The 24273-nt window shown below is 65.0% G+C and carries 26 protein-coding genes and 1 pseudogene; 9 read left to right on the top strand and 18 right to left on the bottom strand.

Annotated elements, in window-relative coordinates:
- The 14 genes and pseudogenes from IM25_RS22790 to IM25_RS22845 all read right to left on the bottom strand — a co-directional run.
- Nucleotides 1-912 (bottom strand): annotated as a pseudogene (locus IM25_RS22790) (ATP/GTP-binding protein); the annotation flags it as partial.
- A complete protein-coding gene (locus IM25_RS27085) occupies nt 909-1178 on the bottom strand; it encodes a hypothetical protein (RefSeq protein ID WP_232333479.1) in 270 nt (89 codons plus the stop codon). The gene IM25_RS27085 and the pseudogene IM25_RS22790, both read right to left, overlap by 4 nt.
- 247 nt (nt 1179-1425) lie before the next feature.
- Nucleotides 1426-2202: a hypothetical protein gene (locus tag IM25_RS27090; protein WP_232333480.1), complete on the bottom strand. Its 777-nt coding sequence runs from the start codon at nt 2200-2202 to the stop codon at nt 1426-1428.
- A gap of 65 nt (nt 2203-2267) precedes the next feature.
- Nucleotides 2268-3017, bottom strand: a complete 750-nt coding sequence (locus IM25_RS27095; protein ID WP_232333481.1) for a hypothetical protein — start codon at nt 3015-3017, stop codon at nt 2268-2270.
- Between the two features lie 91 nt (nt 3018-3108).
- A complete protein-coding gene (locus tag IM25_RS22800; RefSeq protein ID WP_232333482.1) occupies nt 3109-5142 on the bottom strand; it encodes a hypothetical protein in 2034 nt (677 codons plus the stop codon).
- Nucleotides 5143-5144: 2 nt separating this feature from the next.
- Nucleotides 5145-5897: a hypothetical protein gene (locus IM25_RS22805; RefSeq protein WP_033098663.1), complete on the bottom strand. Its 753-nt coding sequence runs from the start codon at nt 5895-5897 to the stop codon at nt 5145-5147.
- Between the two features lie 33 nt (nt 5898-5930).
- On the bottom strand, nt 5931-6248 hold the full coding sequence (locus tag IM25_RS22810; RefSeq protein WP_225623901.1) for a hypothetical protein: 318 nt from the start codon (nt 6246-6248) through the stop codon (nt 5931-5933).
- A gap of 106 nt (nt 6249-6354) precedes the next feature.
- Nucleotides 6355-7869, bottom strand: a complete 1515-nt coding sequence (locus IM25_RS27415) for a MinD/ParA family ATP-binding protein (RefSeq protein WP_033098677.1) — start codon at nt 7867-7869, stop codon at nt 6355-6357.
- 10 nt (nt 7870-7879) lie between these two features.
- Nucleotides 7880-8479 carry a hypothetical protein gene (locus IM25_RS22820; protein ID WP_033098662.1) on the bottom strand — a complete coding sequence of 200 codons (600 nt, stop codon included), beginning with the start codon at nt 8477-8479 and terminating at the stop codon, nt 7880-7882.
- Complete coding sequence (locus IM25_RS22825) at nt 8476-9120, bottom strand: hypothetical protein (RefSeq protein WP_033098661.1); 645 nt, start codon at nt 9118-9120, stop codon at nt 8476-8478. Before IM25_RS22825 ends, IM25_RS22820 begins: the two co-directional genes overlap by 4 nt.
- 66 nt (nt 9121-9186) lie before the next feature.
- Nucleotides 9187-10791 (bottom strand): peptidoglycan DD-metalloendopeptidase family protein, encoded by a 1605-nt coding sequence (locus IM25_RS22830; protein ID WP_232333483.1) that lies wholly within the window; start codon nt 10789-10791, stop codon nt 9187-9189.
- 154 nt (nt 10792-10945) lie between these two features.
- Nucleotides 10946-12889 (bottom strand): cutinase family protein, encoded by a 1944-nt coding sequence (locus IM25_RS22835; RefSeq protein WP_232333484.1) that lies wholly within the window; start codon nt 12887-12889, stop codon nt 10946-10948.
- 32 nt (nt 12890-12921) lie between these two features.
- The gene (locus IM25_RS22840; protein WP_232333485.1) at nt 12922-13455 is read right to left on the bottom strand and encodes a hypothetical protein; all 534 of its coding nucleotides are present in this window, start codon (nt 13453-13455) and stop codon (nt 12922-12924) included.
- A gap of 233 nt (nt 13456-13688) precedes the next feature.
- The gene (locus IM25_RS22845) at nt 13689-14963 is read right to left on the bottom strand and encodes a hypothetical protein (protein WP_033098658.1); all 1275 of its coding nucleotides are present in this window, start codon (nt 14961-14963) and stop codon (nt 13689-13691) included.
- A gap of 539 nt (nt 14964-15502) precedes the next feature.
- Here IM25_RS22845 and IM25_RS27510 point away from each other — a divergent pair.
- Both IM25_RS27510 and IM25_RS27515 read left to right on the top strand, forming a co-directional pair.
- Nucleotides 15503-15763: a helix-turn-helix domain-containing protein gene (locus tag IM25_RS27510; protein WP_335739994.1), complete on the top strand. Its 261-nt coding sequence runs from the start codon at nt 15503-15505 to the stop codon at nt 15761-15763.
- 17 nt (nt 15764-15780) lie between these two features.
- On the top strand, nt 15781-15948 hold the full coding sequence (locus tag IM25_RS27515) for a helix-turn-helix domain-containing protein (protein ID WP_335739997.1): 168 nt from the start codon (nt 15781-15783) through the stop codon (nt 15946-15948).
- A 217-nt stretch (nt 15949-16165) separates the two neighbouring features.
- On the opposite strand, the gene IM25_RS22855 is transcribed toward IM25_RS27515, so the two are convergent.
- Nucleotides 16166-17218 carry a GAF domain-containing protein gene (locus IM25_RS22855; protein WP_232333486.1) on the bottom strand — a complete coding sequence of 351 codons (1053 nt, stop codon included), beginning with the start codon at nt 17216-17218 and terminating at the stop codon, nt 16166-16168.
- A 318-nt stretch (nt 17219-17536) separates the two neighbouring features.
- On the opposite strand from IM25_RS22855, the gene IM25_RS22860 reads away from it, so the two are divergent.
- Entirely contained in the window at nt 17537-17722 is a 186-nt protein-coding gene (locus IM25_RS22860) for a toxin-antitoxin system HicB family antitoxin (protein ID WP_033098656.1), read from the top strand.
- Between the two features lie 372 nt (nt 17723-18094).
- Entirely contained in the window at nt 18095-19102 is a 1008-nt protein-coding gene (locus IM25_RS22865) for a replication protein (RefSeq protein ID WP_232333487.1), read from the top strand.
- Between the two features lie 69 nt (nt 19103-19171).
- Here the strand turns inward: IM25_RS22865 and IM25_RS22870 are convergent, their stop codons facing one another.
- Together IM25_RS22870 and IM25_RS22875 are read right to left on the bottom strand one after the other, a co-directional pair.
- Entirely contained in the window at nt 19172-19435 is a 264-nt protein-coding gene (locus IM25_RS22870; protein WP_033098655.1) for a sigma factor-like helix-turn-helix DNA-binding protein, read from the bottom strand.
- On the bottom strand, nt 19432-20268 hold the full coding sequence (locus IM25_RS22875; protein WP_033098654.1) for a replication initiation protein: 837 nt from the start codon (nt 20266-20268) through the stop codon (nt 19432-19434). Before IM25_RS22875 ends, IM25_RS22870 begins: the two co-directional genes overlap by 4 nt.
- Before the next feature lie 237 nt (nt 20269-20505).
- On the opposite strand from IM25_RS22875, the gene IM25_RS22880 reads away from it, so the two are divergent.
- Both IM25_RS22880 and IM25_RS22885 read left to right on the top strand, forming a co-directional pair.
- A complete protein-coding gene (locus IM25_RS22880) occupies nt 20506-20778 on the top strand; it encodes a ParB family protein (RefSeq protein WP_033098653.1) in 273 nt (90 codons plus the stop codon).
- The gene (locus IM25_RS22885; RefSeq protein WP_033098652.1) at nt 20775-21032 is read left to right on the top strand and encodes a ParB family protein; all 258 of its coding nucleotides are present in this window, start codon (nt 20775-20777) and stop codon (nt 21030-21032) included. Before IM25_RS22880 ends, IM25_RS22885 begins: the two co-directional genes overlap by 4 nt.
- Nucleotides 21033-21118: 86 nt before the next feature.
- Here IM25_RS22885 and IM25_RS22890 read toward each other — a convergent pair whose 3' ends face one another.
- Nucleotides 21119-21799, bottom strand: coding sequence for a hypothetical protein (locus tag IM25_RS22890; RefSeq protein ID WP_033098651.1), 681 nt, complete (start codon nt 21797-21799; stop codon nt 21119-21121).
- Nucleotides 21800-22326: 527 nt separating this feature from the next.
- On the opposite strand from IM25_RS22890, the gene IM25_RS22895 reads away from it, so the two are divergent.
- From IM25_RS22895 to IM25_RS22905, 3 genes are all read left to right on the top strand, one after another.
- Nucleotides 22327-23103, top strand: a complete 777-nt coding sequence (locus IM25_RS22895; protein WP_232333488.1) for a DUF2637 domain-containing protein — start codon at nt 22327-22329, stop codon at nt 23101-23103.
- A 710-nt stretch (nt 23104-23813) separates the two neighbouring features.
- Nucleotides 23814-24005, top strand: coding sequence for a hypothetical protein (locus tag IM25_RS22900; RefSeq protein WP_033098861.1), 192 nt, complete (start codon nt 23814-23816; stop codon nt 24003-24005).
- Between the two features lie 24 nt (nt 24006-24029).
- Nucleotides 24030-24245, top strand: coding sequence for a hypothetical protein (locus IM25_RS22905; RefSeq protein WP_033098862.1), 216 nt, complete (start codon nt 24030-24032; stop codon nt 24243-24245).
- Nucleotides 24246-24273 lie beyond the last annotated feature (28 nt).

A 24273-nucleotide genomic window follows, 5' to 3' on the forward strand; every position in this document is an offset into this window, starting at 1 on the left:
CAGCGTGCTCGCCTCCCCCCGAATGACCTCATCAGTGTCGGTGAGGGTGATCTCGAGCGGGGACCGCTCGTGCTTCATCAGCACCGGATCGGACTTGCCCATCACCACGAGACACTGCCCCTTGTGCATCGACATCAGCAGATCGACGCAGTATTCGGGCAGGTGGTACATGCGAACCGTCTGCTCGGCATCGTCCACCCGATCCTGTCCATACAGGAACACGATCCCAGCTTCCTGCATCAACGCCCTGGCCGGAGAATCCGCAGGTAGATCGGCGATATGGTGGAACGCCGAGACCGTGGACAGGCCCAGGCCGCGAGAGAGCTTCATATTGTCGCGGAAAACCCGCCCGGTCGAGCCTTCCGCGATGTGCCAGCCTTCCTCGACGATGAGAATGGTCTGCTTGTGCTCGGATGCGCGAGCGGCGAGAACATTCGACAGCCACGTATTGATGACCGTCATCACCACCCGCAGCGCCGGTCCCTTGTTGGGCAGTTCGGAGACGTCGAAGTGCACGAGCGGATGGTCGAGCGCATGACGGACATCGGCCGAGGTCGGCTGATCGACCAACCCTCGCAGATCTCCTTCGCAGAGCTGCCGCAGCGCCAAGCCCGGATCACGACCCCACCGGCACGCTTCCTTCTCCCACACCTCGCCGAAGGTGACTGTCGCTTCCTCCGGCGTGGATAGCAGCAGATCGGCGACATCACGCAGGATCGGCTCGGTGCCCTCGCTGCGGGCACGTTCGTTGACCAGTCTCAGCGCCAGGTTCAGCGCCGCGATCTCCGTCTGCACCAACGTCCGCTGCATGGTGTCCTCGAGTACCGCGGCAATCAGCACTTCTTGACCGGCCGGCACGATGCCACCAGAAGTGGTCACCGACGACGAAATCGCCGGGTCCATGATGTTCAACCGCGCACCGTCACCGCCGGTCTTGAACCTGATCGACGGCACCCCAGCGACTTGGCGAGCTCGGTGTACTCACCACCGCGATCACCCTGACGCTTCTTGTCGATCACCACGACCTGACGGCCGGCCGCGATCTGCCGCAGTCCCAGGGTGGTCTTGATCAGTGAGGACTTCGCCTTGCCGATGTCACCGACCACCGCGACGTTGATGTTCTCGATCTCACTTCCGTACAACGCGAACGGATCGGTGATGACCAGCGCATTCGACATCAGGTTCCGCCCGACACGAGTCCTTCGTGCCGCACGTTCTTGCGGGTGGTCGCCAGATTCAGTGCTTCGGCCTGGCGAGTCGTCGACCACACTCCTTCCGGGCGCGGTTCGTACCATCCCCACCGGTCGAGCCACTTGTTGCGCTTCGGTGGACGCCGACGAGGAACCACCGGCGTGTCCGCCTGATCTACCTCCGGAGCGGTCGGCGCAGGCGCAGCGTCCTTTTTGCAGTTCAGTAGTGACGGCATCAGACCCCCTTGGCCCGGGTGTACTTGGTGGCCGCGAGTCCGCGGCCGAGCGGCAGAGTGAGGAATTGCGCGACATCGTGGCTGTCGTCGAACCAGGTGAACTCTTTGATGGCGGCTTGGTCGGCGGCCTGCTCGAGCCGCGCACACGCTCGCATCACCGCATCCTCATCCGGTGCGGTGACCGACACTGCCATCGACCAGATCACCCCGTGGTGTCCCGATCCCGGCTTGAGGTCTTCGCGGCGACGCAGTGATGCCGACGCCATGACCTCCGATGCACCGTCGGTGACCTGGCCCTTCTTTCGCTCTTTGTACTGGCGTGCTGCATCCTCGGTCGCGTCCTTGCGTGCCACCTGGCGCGCTTTGACTGCATCGACGAAATCCATCCGCACCTTCACCGTGCGGATTGTTGGCTGGGCCGGAATCCCCTCAACAGGATCGCCGGGGTCCGGGTCGACGCCGGTCAACAGCGGCGAGAGCCATTCAGCGTGCAGCGGGATCGGTTCGATCGAACCGGGCCGGATCAACCCGACTCGGGTATCCCATCGGTCGGACACCCGTGTCGACAGGTCTCCGCCGACATACGACGGCCAGCAGTTGCCCCAGTTCGCGCCACGATGGGCATCGAGCGCATAGGACGGATCGAGCATCGAGCGGAACACCGCACAGGCACGCTGTTGGCCGAGCACTTGCACCTGCCCGAGACGAGCCGAGGTCAGCGCCCCGACCGCCCGCATGGTCTCCTCGACGATGACCTGGCCGATACCGGCCCTCACCTCTACGCCCTTACGCTTGGCGACCGCTCCGGCCGCCGACAGCAACTCGACCGACTTCGGGAAGATCAGCGTGGCGCAGCAACGATGCTCTTCCGACTCCGGGCCAGACCGTCGATGAGCTGGCCGTAGGACTCGACCGCAGGCATCACCCGGTGTGCATGAGGATTCGCACGCACCACCGATTCCATCCACGCCACGTGCGGAGTCAGATCGGCCGGCACCGAGCGATGCACCATCTCCAGCCCTCGAAGCAGCGAGGATCGGCGCGCGAATGAAGCCAGCGTGCGCGAGAACGCCTGCGAGGTCACCGCCCATTCCTCCGCACCGCGCAGTCCTTCGGCGAGCCCTTGAATCGACAGCACCACCGAGTAGTAGTTGTTGTCACCAGGCGTCCGGTGCTCGAGGATGAACATGTCATCGAGACCTGTATCGGTCAGATCCAGCGGAGCGACATCCCCGAGCGGCACCGGGAACTCCCAGCCCGGATCGGCTCCGAGCACCCCGTACAACTCATCACCGGGTGCCCGATAGACGTGTTCACCGTGCTTTCGCCGCCGCCGATCCCGGATCCGGTGTAGCTTCTCCCCCGCCCAAGACCGGCGACCGTTGATGTCGGTCGTCGCCCACAGCGTGCCGCCCACCACCGCGAGGACACCGGCGAGTGTCCAGATCGTCGATCCGAAGAAGACGAACAGGAACATCGAGACCATTAGCGCCGCTGAATAGGCGAACAGCACCGGTTCGGGAACGGGTATCAGTCCTCGGCGAGCGATTTCCGAGCCGAGGATCGAGGTGCGCTGCTCACTGTCACTCATCACTGATCTCCCATGTTGTCGGCTCGCTCGGGAGCGCTCTGCGCTGCCTGCGCCGCCTTGTTCAGTGCTGCACCGCCGACCGTTCCGGCTACTACCACCGCACCAACCCCGGCCGAGGCGGCCGTGCCGGAGACGCCCTTGGCTGCCCCCATGAGTTTGCGAGTGCTCGCCCCACCGTGCCCACCACCGCTATGACCTGCGGTAACACCCGAATGCTGGTGGGCGGTCGACCCGGCGGAACTATGGGACGTCGACCCGTTCGAGGTGGAAGCCACTCCCCCACCAACGCCCCCGCCGACAGGATGGGCGTGTGCCGCCCCTGCGGAGCGGGCCGCAGCGACCTCACCCCGCCACCACCGCCGCGGGCCATCATCGCCATCTGCGCGGTCTGCAAAGTGCCGCCAAGCCCTTGTCCGGTCGCCGATCCGGTATCTCCGAAGCCTTCCGAATCTTCACTGGACGGCATGAACGGGGCGTACTTGAGCAGCGACCACGGAGCGAGCCCGACCAGTCCGATGCACACCGCCGACATCGCCAAGGCACCAAGCGATGCGAGGTCACCGTCGACGTAAGCCCTGGCGCTGCTGTCGATCAGCACCGTGGCCAAGAACCCCAGACCGAGGAAGATCACCGGCTTGGAAAACACGATCGAGATGAATACGAAGATCGGGCGCATCGCCTTCTTCCGCAGGTTCGGATGCACCCACAATCCGAACGCGACACCTGTCAGGCCGGCGAGGATCGGCAAGGCAGCGGCGTGCATCAACATGCCGAAGAACAACGCCAGCGACCCGAGAAACAACAACCCGAAGAACACGATGCCGGTCAGAGAGCCACCGACGACGGTGTCGCTCGTGATGCCTCCGAGCATTGCCGATACCGACACCACCGCCTGCTCCAAGTCCTGCTTGAGCAGTCCGGACAGGGAGGTGGTCAGTGCGTGCGAGAGCTGGACCAGCATTTCGGCGGCGGCCGGGGCGAACATCATCGACAGCACACCCAACGGGGCGTATCCGATCAGGCTGTGCGCCAGTTCCATTCGTGTCGATTTCTGTGCGGAGGTTCGGTAGATCGTGAACAGTGCGGTGATCGACATGACGAACACCCCGATTCCGCAACTGACCGCGTACCACCGCAGGAAACTTTCATCCCGCGGGTTGAACTCGTGGATGTTCGCCAAGCCCTCAAGGACCGAGGTGGTCAGCGATACCGCGCTTTCCTTGGTGCTGTTGGCCCAGTCGTCGATTACGCTGCCCGGATCCGCGATGAACGCGACTACATCACTGGCCTTGTCGACGGCCGCCATACCGAGGCCGACGCCGAGCTGGATCTGAAGGGGCGTGGCGGCCTTGAGGACCACACCGCCGACTCTGGCGAGATCGAGGAACCGGTCGGCGAAGTCCGTGTTCTGCTCTTTCCAGTTCCAGACGCCGCCGAACATCGCCCCCACTCGCGTGTTCCAGGCGCGGCACTGTACGAGTTCATCCGGCCCTGAAGTCTTGTCGCAGTCGAGGAAATAGGCCCTGTTGCAAAGCATCTCGTGATCGCTACACGGATTCTCGAAGATGTCGTCCGGCAGGTTGTCGACCCACTTTTGTTGCTTCATCACTGCGATCGAACCGGCGTCGGGTGCTGCCGCCCAGGTAAAGCCCCAGTGGTTCCCGCCCGGTTCGGACCACTTCGCCAGATCCGCAGCGCACACCTTGGCCGAGGGCGAGAACTCCGGATCGCCACCGGGGAAGGATGCCGGCCAGGTGGTCGGAGCCTTGCCATCGAGCACCGCTTGCTTCGCTTCGTCCTCTGAAACACCCATCAGTTCGGCGTACTGCGCGATGCGCTGCGTCACAGGGGACGCCCAGTAGAGAATTTGCTGGTCGAAGCGGAGGTACTGCGCGAGGTACTGCCCGAAGTCGCCACCCTTGTCCGCACACGCCGGATCGGTCGACCACCCGGCCGCCTCGAACTCCGGGTGACCGGGAAAGAACTCCTTGAGCTCGTCTGGCATCCCAGCAGGCCACCCTTCGGCAGCGCCACTGAGCGGCTGCGCCCACGCGGGAATCGCACTCGAGGCCAACGCGAGCACCGCCAGCAGCACCACAAGAAAAGTACGGACAAGGGATCGCATGATTACTCCACGAAGAAGGTGTAGAGGCCGTTCGCGCCGAACTCGGCGAGAGTGGAATCCCCTTCGGGGAACGAGACCTCTTCGGGCTCGGGACCGGACCGGAACGCCCAATCGACGGCCTTCCAATCCCCGTTCTCCCACTCCAAGGTCACCGTGGTCGTGGACCAAACCGTGAGGACGCTGACCTTGCCCGTGCCACTCAGATCGCTCTGGCTCGCCGAGACTGCCCACACCGACACCACCGCACGGTCATCCGAGTAGTCCGTGACGTTGACCAGGACCGGGATGTTGTTCATCACGGTGTTTTCGGAGTGCGAGACGTTGTCCTCGACAATGGCAATCAAAGCATCGCTAGCGCCGTCCCCGACAAGGTTGTTTTTCAGGTCGGCGGCGGTCACCCGGCCGAGGGCGATCTGGCTCACTGCCTGCACGAAGTTGGCGGCCGCGGTCTGTGCTCCGGCCTCGGTGTGGTCGTAGCCATGCGGAACACCGTTGGTGATCGAGGTGGGACCGTGCCCGGTCCGCACCGTGTCGGACTCCGAGCTACCGCCGCTCAACCCCGCGAGAATGCTCCCGAGGATCGTCACCACGAGCAGGATCACCAGGCCGTACTTGAACCATGTGGGCAGTCTGCCGAACGCTGCCTTCCATCCTTTGGTCTCTGCCGTCTTCGCCGAGGATGTCGGCGTCGGTGCTGCTGTTGCCGAGGGCGATTGCTGGGAGCCCGGCTTGATCGAGCTGAAATCTGGTGCCATCTGATTCTCCTAACAGTGCTGGTAGATCGGCTATCAGCCGTTGACGACGAACAAGATGGCGCCGACGATGATCCCGGCTCCGGCCACGCAACCGAACGCCACACCAGCGGTCTTGGCCGAATCCATCGAATCGCTCAATTCGCTCTGGTAGCCCCCGGCGCGAGCCTTACGGATCTTGTAGAGCGAAATGATCAGGTTGACTGCGGATACCGCCAGGACCGCACCCCAGATACCGCCCGCAATCCGCGACCAGGTGCTCTGGAACGTAGGACCGAACACCCCCAGGTCAGGGGAGATTCCGTCGAGTGGATTGTCGGTCTGAGCCGAGGCGGTACCGGCGGTGAGCAACACCGTGCCGATCGTGGCCGACAGCAGGGACGCAGCACGGGCCACGCTACGAGGTAGCGACCGCATCGAGGTATTGCGAGACATCACAGGGGTCCTTTCACACAGAAGGTCAGGCGTAGGGATCGAAGCTCGACGGCTTCGGTGGTTGCGGCCGTCGGGCCGGGGCCGGCGGTTGGTGCACCTCAGCAGCGGATTCGCTTGAGGAGTCCGGTTCGGGGGCCGCTTCCGCCGCCTCGGCGGTGGGCCGGTAGTCCAGGGGCAGGTCCCTGGCCGGGTCCGTCTCAGGCACCCGGACAGCAGGAGCGGCAGCGGGTTCCACTACCGGGGCCGGGGGCGGCTCAACTGCGGGAACCGACTCGGGAGCCGGGGCCGGCTGGCGCGCTACGAAGCTCGGAACGTCCGCCGCGAACGTCGGCGGAGCCGGTTCCGGGGCGACCGCCGGAGCCGGTACCCCCTGCTGCCGGAGTCCGGCCTGCCGCTCGACGATGGCCTCGGCCAGCGCATCGGTCACCATCGCCGCGACATTCGTCCACGCGATGATCGAACTCTGCGACAACGCCTCGAGCGTGATCCGCTCACCGGTGGCGAAGACCGGCTCGAACGGGACCCGAACGTAGGTCTGCACACCGAGAGAGTCGAACTCGTCGACAATCGCAGTTTCGAGGTTCGGATCGGACCCCGGCGTCGCGCACAGCAGCACGATCGCAGAGCGCACCAGATGCTCGAACCCCCGCTTACGGAGGCCGTCGAGCATCGCGTAGGCGTGCTGCGCCATGTCCCGGCGCATCGGCAGCGGCACCACCAGCACGTCGGCGTGGCGCACCGCCCACTGCCATGCCCCGGCCTGCGGAGTGGTGGCTGTGTCGATAATCAATAGGTCGCGATGGCGACGAAGCACCGCGCCCAACGCCGCGCACTCGTCCTCGCCGAGCATGTCGTCGTAGGAAGAATCGGTGTCCCCGGCCAGGATCTCGTCGTGGGTGGGCTGGAGCCGCAGATACGCCGCCAGCTCCCCCGCCTCGACGTCGGCCGACATCAGCCGCGATGCGTTGTCAAGGACATCCCACACCGTGCGTTCGATGGGTGCGGTGCGCGCTGCGCGAATGCCGAGGGTGCCGCCGGCCTCGCTCATATCCACCGCCACAACCCCGCGGCCGCGATGCTTACCGAGCATCGCTGCCAGCGCAATCGACGTCGGAGTTTTGCCGGCTCCGCCCTTGGTGTTGACCACAGCGACCGTGCCCGAACCCGGCAGCGTTCGCTGGATCGCTTCGACCGCCGCCCGGTGGCCGGTCTCTGCCGAGGCCGCCTTCGGGGCCAGTTTCGTTCCCAGAGCTGCATTGATCCGACCCCGCCAACCCCACTGAGCAGGCTGAGAAAGTGCCGGTGAGGCGGCCTCGTCGAACAGTGCGCCGTGCCCGGTGGACGGCATTGCTGTCGGCGCGATCGGCTCGTTGACGGCCGCGAGAGCATCTACTCCGACCCCGTACGGATCGGCGATGTCCTCGGTTACAGGCTCAGGAGCCGGGGCCGGTTCGGGTTCGACAGCGGGACGGTTCGGGCGTAGCCGCAGCCGACGCGGGTCGATGGTCGGTTCGTGGTTGTAGTCAGCAATGTCAGCCATCACGCTCACCTCACAGGGTGGTGACGGACGAAACGCGCCATCCGTCGCCGTTGTCGGTCAGCACCACGGCGACGTACTGCACGTCTGTGCCGATCTCGGTGCCGCTGGAATCGGTGACCGTGCTGGTCACCTCGTACATGCCGTGATACTTCGTCGCGGTATTGGCCTGTCCCTGGTTGGGGACCTCCACCGCCACGGCGGTGACCGTCGCGCCCTGCGACGCCCACTGTGCCCACTCACCGCTGGCCTTGACCGGGATCTGGACATCGGCGCGGACCTGCGCGTCGAGTTCGCCGGTCAGCACGCCCAGATCGGCGGCCCGCACCGGCGCGTCGTTGCGATTGGTGTCGGTACGGGTGTCATAGGAGAACCAGGTCTCGACGACCGTGCGGCCGAGCTCGCCCGGATCGGAGGTGTCCACACTCGGTGCCGTCGGAGCGGGGGTGGACTGCTCGGTGGGTGCAGCCGGTACGGTGGGAGGCCATGCCTCCGTCGACGACGGCTGTGCCGACGAGTTCGTAGTGCTCTGGTCCTGGTCGGTCTCGGAGCTGCATCCGGCCACCGTTAGGGCTCCGGCGAGGACACCGATCAGTGCCAGTCGGCGGATCATTCGGCCACCACCAGATCCGACAGGCGGATCGCCCGCCATTCGCCGTAGCCCGGTTCGAGGCACCACTGCTCGGCCGGATTCCCGGTCGGCGTCACCTCAAGATCGAGGATGACCTGCTTTTTTGCCGCGAGATCGGCCAGTTTTACCCCGTCGATGCGTTCACTGCTCACCCGCAGACGCAACCGAACCGCCTCGACCTCAAGGTGGTCGCGGACTTTCGCAGCGAGGAACACGGCTTTACCGGCGCTGGCTTCATCCGCCGAGTCCTGATCGCCGGGCCGGAAGATCCGATCGTCCTTGTGGAACGATCCGTACCAGGCGACATCGCTGGTGTCGGCATCGCCGACGACGGCGAACGAGCCACGTTCGTCGCCGGCCGAGGCCAAGGACACCACCGGAGCCGATGCGGCGGCCGCGGCCAGCTTTTCGGCCCGTTCACGCTGCTCGCGTTCTCGCAGGGCGTCGTAGTCCACATCGAACTGCTTGTAGAGCTCGCGCTTGATCTTCGGCCACTGGGTGCGCGTCATCAGGTTGTTCTCCGCAGCCCAAGCCCGCAGGTCCGAGGCCGTCATCGCCCGGACTGTCCGGGTCGATCCGAGGGTGCGGACGGCCGATTCCGCCTTGTCCCACTCTTCGCTCACGGTGTGGTGTTTCCTTCCTGGTGTGTCATCGTTTCCGATGTTCTGGCGTATGAAATCCGTTGTGCATCAGGTGAATCTGATGGCTCTGACATGTTTCGGGGGCGTCCATTCGGTGATCCGGACTTTCTCTCCGGACTGGGGTGCTTCGACAACTTTGTTGTCCCCCATCCAGATCCACACGTGGCCGGGGTAGGGCTGCACGATGTCTCCGGGTTGCAAGTCCGTCGCCTCGGTTACAGGCGTCCCTCGAGGATCGTTGACCTGAGCGGAGTCCTGGTGTGGCAGAACGATTCTTCCGTCCGTCGCCTGCGCCACCGCGTACACGACCAGGCCCGAGCAGTCGAAGCCGACCTTGTTGTGGTCGCCGTGCTCATCAGCGACACCGCCATCGGCGATGCCGCGAGTCGGTCCGGTGGCATCCCCGCCGCCCCAGGCGTAATCGGTGCCCAGCCATCCAAGTGCTGCATCGACCACCCGCGAACCACTCACCGACGGCGGCCGAGGCTGGTCGACACCGGCGAAGTCAGCGCGGCCGGCCAGGATATTGCGGACGTAGCTCGTGGTCTCCGCGTTGCCGCACACCCCGCCGGAAGCGAGTGTGTTGCCCGGCCCGCAGTTGTAGGCCGAGAGCATCAACTCGGTGCCGTCACCTGAGACTTTTCCCTCGCGGAGCCACTGCTGCGTCTGCTCCCACATCTGGCAGTCGTAGGCGGCCATCGCCATCACCGAGTCACCGATGGAATTCACGTCGGCCACGCCGTCACCGTCGTAGTCCTGGCCGATCGAGGCCCAGGTTGCGGGCATGAACTGCCCCGGTCCGCGTGCCCCCGCCGGAGACACCGGCGAGGAGGGACCGTAGCGGAACTGGTTCTCGGCGTAGAGCTGGGAGGCCAGCAAAGGAGCGTCGATCGCCTCGCAGGTCTGAGCCGCCTTGACGATCCACTCCCGGAACTCCTCGGGGACCGATCCCGGCGCGAGGGAGCGTCCGCCGGGGCGCGTCAGGCCGGTGCAACCGGCACCGAGCGGAGTCTCGGCCGCGACCAGCTGCACATTCGGCGAGGTCGGACGCTGTTGCGGGGCGTCGAGTTCAGCCGCATCGGCCAGCCACGGCATCGGGTCGATCGCAGATCCACCGTCGAGTCGGCCCCCGGGCCAGACCTCGAAATGCAGGTGCGGTCCGGTCGAACCTCCGGCGTTGCCGACCAGACCGATCAGATCCCCGGCGCGCACCTCGTCACCGACGGAGACGAGAACACCGTCCGGGAACATGTGCCCGTAGACCGTCGAAATGGTCGACCCGTCCGCGGTGGCCGAGTCGACGATGATCCAGTTGTCGAAACCGTTCTCATCGCTCGCGCCGGAATCTCCTGCTGCAACAACGATTCCGTCGATCGGTGCAGAGAAGGGTGTACCGATCGGCGCCGCCAGGTCGATGCCGTTGTGCGAGGTACCCCAGCGCGGGCCGAAACCGGAGGTGAACGTGTAGGTGCCGGTGACCATCGGCTGCACCTTCTTGCCGGTGGCAGCACGCAGACTGTTCGGTGACCGGGACACACCCTGCGTCGGCAGGCAGTTGTCCGGATCGGGATTGTCGCTGCCGCACATCACCAGCGCACCCATCAGGGCCACGACGCTGGCTGCCAGCGTAATTTTCGTCGTCGAAGAAGCCACGTTCTCACCCCCTTTGCATGAGTGCTTGTCGCTAGCCCGCCCAGGCCATGCACGTGAGTGACTTCGCATCCGCCCGCCCGAGGTCGGATGCCGCGTTAGTGGAAGGCTCCCGGTCCTGGCAGCGGCACCACCCGCTGACCAGGACCGCCCGGCCTCAGCCGATCGCCTTGGCGAAAACCTTCACCATCGTGTCGATCGCGTTGTCCCTCCCATCCGGGGACCAGCTCGGATACGCAATGTGCGAATTCGAGGCGTAGAAACTCGCCGCGGTGAATCCTTCGGCCACCAGCTGCCCCAGCTCGGCCGCACTGTCACTGCTCGCCAGCGTCATCACCGACTGGCCCAGGCCGGCCAGATCACTGTCCTGTGCCTGCACCGCCATCAGCGAGCCGATCGGATCGCCCGGATCGTGCAGTTGATCGGGACTCATCTTCTGGCCCGGGGTGAGCACGCCGAGAGCCACCTGCGCCAGCTCCACCGCCACCGGCATCAGCCGAGACAGCTCGAGCACGTTCCCGCTTTCGGCCACCGACCAGGCGATTTCCTGAATCTCACCGACATTGCGGGCCAAGCGGATCACATCGACGTTGCCGAGCAGATCAAGCACCAACGCGGCGATTGCGGCCGTGCCGGACGGGTCCGGAACCATCGCCACCAGCCGTGAGAGTGTCTTGAAATCCACCCCGGCAGCCATCTTCACCAGCGGGGAGAGCTGATTGTTCAGATCGCCCGCGACCGCGTGCGCCCCGTGCACATCGCCGGTGGCAATCTTGATCGGAAGCTGCTGCAACCCGGCCGCCACCGCCGGATAGTCGACCGAGGTCACGCCGGAGACGACGCCCAGCAGTTGATTGATGATCGTCGTCGGCTTGGCCACCGAAAGCACCTGCGTTGCCGTCCGCAACTCCACCGGACCCGAGGCCGCCAACGGCGACAGACCCGCGACCAGCGCATCTGCCGACCCTGCCAGCGTCGACACATCGACCGACTCACCCGAGGCCCGGGACTTGAGCAAGGCCGTGCTCACCCCGGTCACCGCTTCGGCGGCCGACAACACTGCCGGGACATCGACCTGCTCGAGCATGTCGAGCACGCCCGCCGTCGTCGCCTCCGGCGATCCCTCGGGAGCCGAGGTGAACGTCTCACGCGCGCCCGGATTGCTGTCGATCCACTCTCGCGCCTGGTCGACCGGCGTCAAAGTCTCCGACACCAGCCGCGCCTGCTGCGTCATGCGGGCGATGTTCGCCGCCGAGGTGATCGACGTCGGACCAGCGGCATCGAGCGACGACACCGACTGGGCCAGTTGCGAGGCTGCCCCGAACACCGCCGACAGATCCGCGTTGCGCCAGGTCCCCGGCGAGGACAGCTCATCGACCAAGGAGGATTGCGCCACTGTCGACGTGCCGGTGATCGTCGGAGTCTGGGGTGATGCAGTCGAGGCGAGTTCGGCAGAGACATCGACCGCTCCCGGCGGATTGGCGATGATCCGGCCCAGAGACGCCAGGAACGGCGTCGACTGACCATCGGTGTTGCAGTACGCATCGTCCGGGTGGCAGATGTCGAACACCTTGCCCGCGAGCTTGCCGAACCCTTCTGGGGCCGGCCCAGCGATGCCCTGACCGCTCAGGGGCGGGCCGATCAACGTTGCACCCTCGGTGCCCCGCTTCGGATTGGCGAGCAGAATCACCGCCTTGACCTGCTGCGGAGTGACGGGGCCGAGACCGTGGCCGATGTTGACGGCCAGATCGTTGCCGATCTGCGCGCCCTGGCTGTACCCGGCGATGAGGTACGTCGACGACGGGCACCGCTCCATCAACTCCGCTGCCGCTTTGTCGCCCCGCGACTTCGATTCGGCATAGGACGTGCCGTTGAAGAACGCCTCGCCCGGATACGGCACGTACACCACGTCGAGGTTCTTGCCGAACCGTTGCTCGAGTGCGTCACCGACCGCCGCGAGCATGCCCGTCGGCACGGTCGGATCAGCATGAGCGGACGTTTCCGTCGTGCCGGGAATCATCAGCGCGATCGTGCGCGCACACCCGTTCGTTTCCGCTGCATGAGCAACCGTCGGTGTGCTTACCGCGGCCGCGGTGGTCACTGCTGCCGCTGCCAGAGCGAGACTTGCTTTCCTCATGACCCGACCTCTTCGATGGAGCGGATCATCACTCGGCCGTCCTCTGCCGTGGTCGTTGTGATGCGCTGTTTGAACTCGTTGCGCCGATCCGGGCGGACCTCGGTGATCTGCGCGCTGTAGGTGTTCGGCCCGATGGCCGTGACTTCGAGGCAGTGCGTGGTCCCCAGCGGCACGGTGTCGATGCCCTGCTGGATCATTGCCGCGTCGGGCAACGGCGCATCAGGGGCCATCAACTCACGCACCGACTCACCCGAACGCAGCAGGTAATAGCGGTGTTCGAGCGCCGCGATCACCCCTTCGCCGGAGAGTTGGTCACCCTCGCCCGGTGAGCACGGGTCATCTGCCGCTGCCGCTGCCGCTGTCGGCGCCGCGGTTGCGGTGTCCGGGACCAGGCCACCGAAGTCCGTGTCGTCGTCACCGCCGCCGACGAGAGCGGTGATGCCCCAGCCGGCCAGTCCCACGACGCCCACGGCCACGAGACCGAGACCGGCGTAGGTCAGTCCCTTCCCGACAGGGCGACGCGTGCTCACCTGCGTGGTCGGGTGAGTGGCGCGGCGACCGGCATCGGCCGCCGCGACCACTCGAGACGCCGACTCACGGGCGGACGCGGTTCTCCCGGAGGAAAAGCGCTCTTCGGCCGCCGGTACCGACACCGGCACCGACTCCCGAACCATGCGGGTGCGAGGTGCGGTCGCATCGAGCACCCGAGGTGAGCCCGTTCGGTCGTTCCGCTTCATCGGTTCGTCTCCCTCTTCGACTGGACTCAGGCGTCGACTGCCGGAGCGGGCGCGCCGAGACCCAGACCGACCGCCTCGCTGACCAGGCGCGATGCCAGTCCCGGCGTCGCGTCGGTGAAGAACGAGTCGAGTGCCTGGTCGACCTGCTCGATGACCTGCTCACCGCCGGGCTGTGCCTGAACGAAGTTGCGGACCTGCTCATCGATCGCAGGTGCGGTCTCGGTGGCGAAGGTCTGCACAGCGTCGACCGCAGCCGCACCGATGGGATCCTCCGACCACTGCGCGAGCGTGGTGTCGACCTGTTCGGTGACCTGTTCGGCCTCGATGTCGGGCACCTCGGTTTCGATCGGCGTGGCATCCTCGCCCGCGCCGTAAGCCGTGCCGACCCCGTACCCGGCCAGACCGCCGCCGAGTGCGCCCAATCCACCACCGACCGCGCATCCGAGTCCGAATCCGGCCGCCGCACCAGCGGCGGTAGCGGCAACGCCCGAGGTCACGGGAGCAACCCCCGGAATCGGCAGAGGCACCATCGTGCCTGCTCCAGCCCCGACGATGCCCGCGACCGTGCTCACTGCCAGTGCGGTCGGGACACCAGCCGCGAGGCAGCCGGTGCCGAAGCCGGTCGCTGCACCTACGGCCGTGCCTGCGACCTGGGCCGAGGCGATCTTTTCGGCCTCTTCGGTCTCCATGCCGGTCGACCGGTGGTAGTCGGTGACCATCGCCTCGACCACTGCGGTCGTGCGGTTGGTCTTGTCGGCATCGACGTCCGAGACCCAGTTCGGCTGGTCGAAGATCACCCGGCCGAAACGCATCTTGTTGACCGGAGCCTCGATCGGCAGGGTCGGGCCTTCCACCACGACCGGCGCCTGCGGAGCAGGAACGCTGTAACCGGAGTAGCCGGAGTTGTCGCCGCCCGAATAGCCGTTGTACTGCGCCATCGACACACCGCCGCCGGTCTGCGGGTTGTAGGCGCGGGTGCCGCGGTTGTACTCGGCCGGAGGCGCTACCCAGAAGTTCTCGGCGGGCTGCGGATCAGGAGTCGAGGGTGCAGGAGCAGAAGTCGAGGGTGGCGTGGAGGTGATGCCCGCCTGCCCCCCACCGGACTGCGGCGGGGACGTGATCCCTGCCTGCCCGCCGCCGGAGTCGCCGGTCGGCGCTGCTGCTGCCGTCGGCGCAAAGGCAATGAGCAACCCGGCTGCCGCCGGTGCCAGAGTCGCGGTGCTGAGCACCGCACTGGTCGTTCGGCGGCGCCGGTGTCTGCCGGTGCCGGAAACCAGCTGATCTTCGTTGGATACGGACATGTGCCTCGCCTTTCCTGCGAATGAATCGAGTCCCGAATGCGTGAAGGACCTGAGCGAGACAGGGATCCGTCAGGGCCGAGAAGATCGGGTGGTCACCACAGGGAGGTAGTCCGCTTGTGCACGTGTCGGCAGCGCCGGCTAGGTGCGGGAACGCTGCCGTTGGCGCGCACAGTCGAGTAACGCCAGAACAGCAGCGCCCGACAAGGAAGTGGGCTCTCGTCCGCAGTGACCTGGTGCCCGAGCTTGCGTAGTCAGCCCGGACGGGTTGGTACGTAGGTGGTTCAACCCCGGATACGTGACACCGACGCCAATCACTGACACGTGTCCGGGGTTTCCCCTTTTTGCCGGTGGCTTCACCGTTTGCTCGCGCTGGTTGCCGGCCAGACGCTTCCCCTCGGCTCAGCCGATCGCTACCCCCTTCGCCACAAGATCCGTCGATGAAACTCTATTCCAGAAGACTACATCAAAATCTATTCCAGTGGAAGATGACGCAAGCCATTCTGTAGGGCACTGTTATGCCTCGTGGAAAGGTTTCGGGCATGACGAGACGGCCTCTTCGGGGATTCGACCGGGAGAGGCTGATCGAGCTGCGGACGAAGAAGGGTTACACCCGTGGCGACCTGGCGAGGTTCGCCGAAGTGAGCGTGGCCGCCGTGCGCGCCTGGGAATCCGGGCAAGCCACCCCGCAGGTGGACCGTCTGGCCCGTGTCACTGCCGCCCTCGACGTTCCGATGTCCGAGCTGGTGCGCATCCCCCGCACGAGCGGTACCTGGGCGATCTGCGCGTCCAGGCCGGCCTGACCCAGCCCCAGCTGGCGCTGCAAGTCGGCATCTCCACGGCCTCGCTCAGCAGCCTCGAGCTGGGGGAAACATCGCTGCGCGAGCCGGTAGCCGACGGGCTCGCTCGAGCACTGGGAGTGGACACAGCAGAGATCCGTGCCGCCTACGAACGGACCCGAACCCGACCGCCGGGCGCACCCGTCTGACACGCGCCACACACCTTGTGCCGACGCACGACAAATACGGATCACCACGTCTGAACTCCCCCCGCGGAGATAGCAGCCCACCTCACGCAGGCCATGCGGAAGCGGCCGAAACCGGCTGTGCTACATCCGAGGCCGAGTGAACAGGCCCCGGGAAATCCCCACGGGCGGGGACGCGGAAGACAAATTACCAGATCACGCCCACGAGCCCGGGACCAACCTACCCGCCCGACGACCCCTGATCGGAGCCCTGAAAATTCTCTGTGAGCAAATCGAATTCGTCCGGAATCATTGAAACTCGAACGAGTACGAGACGGTCACTGAGTGGACCGGGATACGGGCTGATCGACAAATGCGCTGCTTGCCAACCTGATTCCGAACGCAGACGGGCGCGGACGCACCGAGAAGCGGTATTTCCCGAGCGGAACGTTGCCAGCGCGTCGGCCAGTACATGCCGGTCGTCGGGATGCACGATCTCGTTTCCGCTCTTGATATTTCGCCAGGACACCCATGGCGGAGCATCCGGTAGCCACATCGTCAGAACCGCGAGGTCGGCGACAAAGACACCGGTGTAGACCCCCGCAGACCGCAGCATCTCCTGCATTCCCAGCTCGCTCAGTGTCGGCAACTCCGGTGACGTCGTATCGGAGACGTCGTGCCACAGCAGCCGCAATCCCACGTTGCCCGGATCAGTGCGACCCTTGCCCCAGCAGTACCAACGCATCACCCGACCGTCAGCGTGCAGAACCGATACGGGAGCCGCCCACCGACGACCATGCACCGGGTCGATGCCCAGCTCGAACAACGACGCCGAATCATCGAATTTCACCGCCTTGGCGATGTACTCCGCAGGAGTTCGCTCCGGAACGTGCTCTTCAGGCAGCACCCCAGACATCATCGATGCTTCGACCGTCTGGCCGATCACCATCCGCTCGAGACTCCACGCAATCCCCGCTGCGATCCGAGGCGGGCCGGGGACCCGGCCGGGCTCCCCCACCCACACCTGGACACCGTGCGCCTCCCCACTCGGGCCGAGAACGGGCAGCGCTTTGATGTGAAACGCCTTCTGCGCTCCCTTACGTGAGCACAGATCGATCGTGACCGGACGACGAGTGCGAACCACTTCGTCGACGATCGGCGTGACCGGAAGGTCTGGAGCCGGCTGAACATGCCGGGTCACCGACGCCCAATCCTTGACTACGCCACCGCAGCTGACCACGGACACCTCGCCGTCGACCAACGTCTCGACCAGATGCCACTCGTTGAGAATCACGATTAACTTATAACCTCCCGAGCCGTAGGCACAGTGCAGCTGCCCCAGGGAACATACCTGCCAGCTACGCCTTTCTTCGACGCGAGAGCCTGACCTCTCAACCCGTGGCTCGCCCCAATAACCCGGACGGAGCGCCCACGCCGCAGCGTCCACCATCCGCAGTACACAACGCAGCGGGGGCCCCGGCTCAGGCTTGTGCTGTCGCCCCACGAGTCGACACGCGCCACGCCGATGTACGGGGGTAACTGACATCCGCGCTCGCAGCCGCTAACCTGAGTCAGATTCAACGGGCCGATCTTGAAGAACGGGGGTTTACGCATGGCACAGCCGCATAAAGGCGACCGCGCCGCGATGACTCTACGCATCCCCGCTGAGCTGCACGAACAGCTCCGCAACGATGCCAAAGACGCCAAGGTCGCGCTATCCCAATATGTCGCCGACCTGCTCGCACTGCAAGCCGGTCGACCGGACCTTGCCCGCGAGATCAAGGCGGTAACCGTGTAAACGCCACCAGCGAGGGCCTCTAGTCGCCAACTAGCCCGCCCTCAGATGCAGAAGCCCCCCCGCCTGCCAAGCGAGGGGTCTTCCAAACCGAATATGTGACCGAGCCAGTCGCCAAACTCTCTCGGGCCACTCGAACTTTCTCACCAGAAAGTCTTCGTTATGCATATTAGCGAGCGCTGCTCGTTTGGGCCAACTTCCGTCTTAAATCACACTCCCGCGTGTCGCCCTCAACGGAGCGCACATACCGCCCGGGACAACCGTCGAGGTCCCGGCCGCGCCGCTCCCCAGACCCGCCGTGGTCGCCGTCGCGGCAGCTACAACCTGCATGTTTCCGATGGTGCCTACTCCCCCATCCCCGTCTGGGACTCCCGCATGGGGTGGATGCGCCAGATCATCACCTTCGCCCGCAGCGAGACCGGCATCAAGATCTGCCACGAGCACCGCATCGCCCCGGACAAGTTCATCGCCGCCGCCAACGCTCACGCCGCTTACGCCGACGAATCCACCGGCCGCAGCCTCACCGCCGCCCGCGACACCCTCGCCGAGTACGCCGGCATCAGCACCGACGTCCTCGATCGTGCCCGCCAGATCCTTCGCCGCATCGGAGCCGCCGTCGAGCTCGTCCGCGGCCGCTACCTCACCATCGCCGAACGCATCGAAGCCAGCCTCACCCACGGTGGAAAGCAACTTCGTGCAGCTTCCGTGTGGGCCTTGACCAGCAAGTTCACTGCCAACTCTTCTGTTTATCCCCAGTTTCCGAATCATGCGGATCTACCGGAGAACCCTTTGGGTTCTACAGGTATCTCTCGTTCTCAAGTAATCACCAACGCGCGCGCTACGCGCCGCGCCCGGGCTTCGACGACAGCCGAGGGCGAACCACGACCCCTGCACGCTCAGATCGCCGCAGCGCGCCTGGCCGACCGACTCGGTCCCACAATGCCCAAATACCGCGGCGTGGATCGGAATGGCCACTACGTCCCCGGAACCACCCATCACCACGTCGGAGCGATCGCCGATGCCCTGACCGCCGCAGGCATCGACACCACCCGATGGACCGGCGACGACGTAGCCGACCAGATCACCGAGTTCCGCCGCGACCGCAGCCTCCCACACCTAGCGTCCCCGACCGCTTTCCTGCGCTGGCAGCTCCGTGCCCTCGCCGATGTGTGGTCAGGGCCTACCCCCACAGAACGCCGCACTGAGATCCAGGACCGCCGCGCCGCCGAACGTCGCGCCGAACTCGACCGGCGTGCTGCTCATCCTCCGGCCAGCGACGACACCCGTGCCACCGCTCTCGCCGAGATCCGGCAGATACTGTTCCAGCGCTCGGGCATGCGCACCCGGACCCGCGGGGACCGCTTCGACCGGCACCGCTACTGAACGAGATTCTCGCTCCGGTCAGAACCACAGCGGCGAGGGGAATCGAATCGTTTCACGCGGAAGCCGCTCCTACCCCTCGAGCTTGCGGGCATCATGCAGTATCCGACCCACCGCTCCGGTCGACATCTCCAGTTTCTCGGCGATCTCGCGGTACTTCATCCCCTGCTGGCGCAGTTCGACCACCTGCTTGCGTCGGCGTTCTGCGCGTTCGAGGAATTGGCCTCGGGGTTCGGCAATCAGGCGACGTGCAGTGCGCTCCGACGAGCCGAGCCGGCGTGCCAGTTCCTTTGCAGTGATGGACCGACGTTGCTGTGCCTGCGCACTGCCGCTCATTGCGCGAACTCCAATGCTGTCGCCAAATCAAACTTGGTGGCCCGCTTCCTGTTTGCTTCCCGTTTTGCAGAGCTCATGACCTTGCCGCCCTTGCTGCCACGGGCTGCCTGACGAGCCCGGAACGTCCCCTCATCGAAGTTACGCCAGATCCACTTACCGATGGAGTACGCGGTGGCACGGACCTCGATGAAAGGGAGCGGGTCGGCAAACTCGCTGTTGATGCCATGACAACGCTGAAGAACCAGCTGAAGCCACTGGTCGACAGTGCCATGACGATGGTGCCACCACTGTGGGTACGCCCACTTGCGGGCAGTGTCGAACATCGTCACATTGCGACCCAGACCCACGGAGCGGTCGGGCCGGCGCGGGGCCTGACGAGGTGTGTAAATCGTCGCCAGATCTCGCAACGAGTACGGATCCCCTGGACCGTAAATGGTTTCCCACTCAGGGTGGATCGGGTTCTTGGTCAGCTGCCCACCGTAGGAGAAGTCCCCACCGACGGAGATACACAGACCTCGCTCGATGCGATGGGCATAGCGCAGCGGAGTCAACCGCGCCGAGTCGGTACGGCAGACTCGATGGTCGCCCAGCCACCAACCCAGGTGCGCCCGCCCGGAGGGAGACTGCGCGACCCAGCTCGGCGTCGGATGATCCGACGGTTTCTCGAACGCCCGCATCGCCGCATCGGGGTGGTCACAGTCGATGACGATCGATCCGAGCAACGCGTGTGGAGAGTGCTGGATGTAGCGCATCATCAATGCCTGGTCACGGCTCATTCGGTACTGACCGTGCTCGAGTTGGTTCGTCGCGAACGGCCGATGCGGCAGGAGCACCTCGTTTCCCCACTGCTCGTCCGTGAGAAGGCCCCCCCCCCGCCGTTTCCATGCCGAGTACTGTGCACTACCAAGATCGACTATTCGGATAGGACACGCCGAGCCATATACGGAAATTATTCGGGTAGGTCATGCCAAGCCATATCAGGTATCCGCCCCGGCAGCTCCCCTCTGCACCTCGAACCTCTCCCTCGTGGGAGAGTCGACGACACACCTACCGAAGTTACGATGAGAACCATGACCGGGAAGAAGCGCATGGCCTTCGACATCAGCGAAGCCGACGCCGACCGGATTCGCGCCGCCTACGTCGGCACCCGCGCCATCCTGCCCCCGGCCACCCTCAGCGAGTTCATCACCGACCTGCTGGTTGAGGCCACCGAACGCCTCGAAGCCGAACACAACGACGGCCGGCCCTGGCGCACCCCCAGCCGCAGCGAACTCAAATCCCTCTCCCAGACCGGCGTCGGACGCAACGCCCCCGGCCGCCCAGGAGAACAGGACCAGCAATGACCGAGGCGTCACGCACACCGCGGCCCAAACTGGGGTTCCACACCGACCAGGCCGAACGCATTCGCGCCGCCTATCTCGGCACCCGCGCCGTCCTCTCCCCGAGTACCTTCAGCGAATTCCTCGAAGCAGCTGTCCTTGAGGCGATCGAACGCCTAGAAACCGAATACCACAACGGCCGCCCCTGGGACGTCCCGTCCGCCGGAGAGATTAAATCCACTTCCCAGACCGGCGTCGGTCGATGGAGCCGTACCTGACCGAGACGGGACCGTAGTCTCCTGAATTTCAAGAGCTGCCCGTCAACGCAACGGAACGCAATTGATGCGTTGAACTGGGCCATGTTTCACCCCCAGGGGGTTCTGACACTGAATGCCCAGATGAGAAGGGTCACGGTCGCCAAGCAGCACATTGCAACAATCACGTACCCCCACCGGTCCGAAGCCTCGATACGGCCGTACCAGGTTGGCCTGGTGGTTTCGACCTCGGTTTTCCGCATCGATGTCTCCTGCACCGAAGGTCCCCGTACTTGCGTGGTCTGTGCCGAGGAGCCGAATGCCTCGGCGATCTGCGGGAGCAAACACAAGATAAGTCCCAGTAGCAACGCAACCGATCCAATGCACACCAGCCACAGGCCCCACCCAATCGAGGCAAACACGTCGCCGGTCTCGGCGAACATGGCGTTACCTCTGAACAAGTCGGTGAATCCGACCAGCGCGCATAAAGCTCCAGCGAGAAGCGCCATGATCAGTGGCACCGACGAGTTCCACGATGCACGCACCAGCAAGCCCGTACCAGCAATTCCCGCAGCGATGAGGGTGAGCTTTCCGTCCGAGCCGTCAGTACCACTGAAAGTGGCCGAGGCCAGCGGATTCTGCAATATCCCCCACGGCCCGAGACTTCCGACGATCACGGCGATGCTCGCCATTCCGGCCACGACATATGCGGGCGTGTTCAACGTGGACATCGGGGTTGGGGGCGATGCTGATTCAGTCATGTAATCCTCCGGTCGCTCTGCGGTGATCATCGCGCTTCCTTTGAATACCGTCTTCCGATTGCCGAGTGTTTCCGCCGCGACAAGACCTACCCACCGTCTTGCGGGACTACCTGACGTGAGACCAATCGGGCCACCCACCTAACCGACCCGTCGACATCAAAGAACGCCACATCGGTATCCGCGACGCATACCGATCGCTGTACGGACGGCACATCGGCCCCAAGCAGATCAACACCGACCGGCACACCCACCGCCGGACCCGGGACCCTCGCCACCATCGTGACGCAAGAGACAGGCCATCAGAGAAGGCCAGACCTGCTCGCTGTGTGAGTCTCGACTTGCTCCAATCGTGGCGGCCGCAATCAGTCATCTCAGCCCGCAATTCTCAAGACAAGAAATCACCGTGACCTGCAACTCTCACATGAGAAACCACTTCTCATTTCATAGTTCCCATTGTTATTATGGACACTATGATAGCGACGAAGCGCCATAAGAACGAGAAGAGCTCGGAGCCCGCCAACGCAACAGCCGTCAGCGGATCCATGTGGTTCGCAGGCGTGACCATCACCGTAGGAATCGGGGCGGCCGCGTTCATTCTCAGCTTCCTCGCACTGCGAGACCTGTGTATCCAGGCCGGCCAACCGAAAGAGATCGCCTTCCTGTTCCCCGTCATCGTCGACGGAACGATCCTGCAAGCAACGATGGGAGTCGTCTCCCGACGTCACGACCACCGGGCACGACGATTCTTCTGGAAGATTCTCATCGGAGCCGCCACCGTCTCGATCGCAGGAAACGCGATCCACGCCGTTCTCACCACGACCCCCGGCTTCAACTCCGTTCTCGCCGCCGTGATCGCCACACTCCCGCCGATCTCACTGCTCGCCTCCACCCACGCGCTGACCGTTCTCGGCCGTCGCACCGCCGCCCCCACCGAGAACCCCGCCGAGACTCACATTGAATCCGCGCCCGCGACACAGCCGCGCCGTGAGACCGCACACGAGAACGCGACCGCACCCAAGACTCACGTCACGACCATCACCGAGAACCGTGCCGCCGCCGAGACCGCGAGCGAGACTCCGGTCGCGCAGTCGACTCGCACCGCGACCGCTGACGCTCTCGCCCGACAGCTCGAGGTACCACTGCCCCACCTGCCCGGCACCCACCTCGACACCAACGCCATCCCGACCTTCCACTCCCACGAGGAACGTCGCGAATGGGCACTCGCCCGACGCCAGGCCGGAGTGGAGGTGCCCGTCATCGCCCAAGAAGTCGACCGCTCCGTCGCCACCGTCTACCGCTGGCTCTCCGAGGCCGACACCTCCGTCACCATCTGATCATCACAACGACATCGAAAAAGCAACTTTTCAGATTCAAATCTGAATCAATAAAAAATCAGACCGACATCAAAAAACGTCCACGTCTGATACCTGCCAGTCTCACCTCGGCGCATCGAACTCGGGAATCGTCCCCCGATTCGGTGCGCCGAGTCGCGCTAGCGGCGTTGACCAGAGGCGATTTGCCCCCGGACCCCCTTCGGGTCGTGTCGGGTGTCGACGTGCAGTGTGTTCGAGGGTCGGTTGTGGCAGTCGGATTTTTGCCTCGTTGGTCTCGGGCCGGCAAACGTAGGCTCCCGCGGCCGGCGGACGGTGCCCCCTCGCCCTGGCCAGGAGTGTGCCCCGGCTCGTCTGCCGTGTGTCGGCTCTACCGATCCCCGGGGGCTCCGCCCCCGGACCCCTGTCCCTCCCTCCCAAGGTTCCCGCTGCTCCGCGTGCACCGCGCCCGGTCGCCACACACGGCCCTACCGGACCCGCCGACCACCGGGCAAGGGAAAACCCGCCCTTGCCCGGCAGTCACCGCGCCCGGTTCACCAGGGCAGCACCGACCGACCGAGGTACCCGCTCCACCACCGCCACCGAACCACCCCGATACACCCGCAAAACCGCAGGTCAAAGCCTAAAAACGTGTGACCAGCATCACCAGAAAAGCACCGAAAAAGCATCAACGAAACATCGAAAAAGCATCAAAACAGATGTAAACTAGAGGCATGAACAAGGAAGAGATCACCGCGAAGCTCCACAACCTCGGCCGCGACATCGATGCCCTGCTCGAGAACATCTCGACCGGCAAGGACATCTCCGTAGTCCTGGCCGAGTCCTGCGACACCAAGGCCGCCGCCCGTGCCGCAGGCATGAACGAGGACGAAATCAGCGCCGCAATCGAATCCGGCCTCAGCTGACCGACCCCCGGAAGGAAAGACGCGATGACCACTCCCGCCCCCGTCCAGACACTCGAGCTTCTCGACCAGTGGTGCGACTACAACGGCTGCACCACCGAAGCCACCCACACCGACGGCGAGTGGGTCATGTGCCCCCACCACGAGGAACGCGCCTACCGGACCACCACCTACTGGCGGCCGATCCTCCGCTGGACCACCCGCCCAGACCCCCACTGGCCGGTCTTCATCGCCGAGTACTGATCCACCCTCCGCGCCGGTGGGAAGTCAC

This window comes from Rhodococcus sp. p52 (genome assembly GCF_000763325.2).
Taxonomy (GTDB): domain Bacteria; phylum Actinomycetota; class Actinomycetes; order Mycobacteriales; family Mycobacteriaceae; genus Rhodococcus; species Rhodococcus pyridinivorans.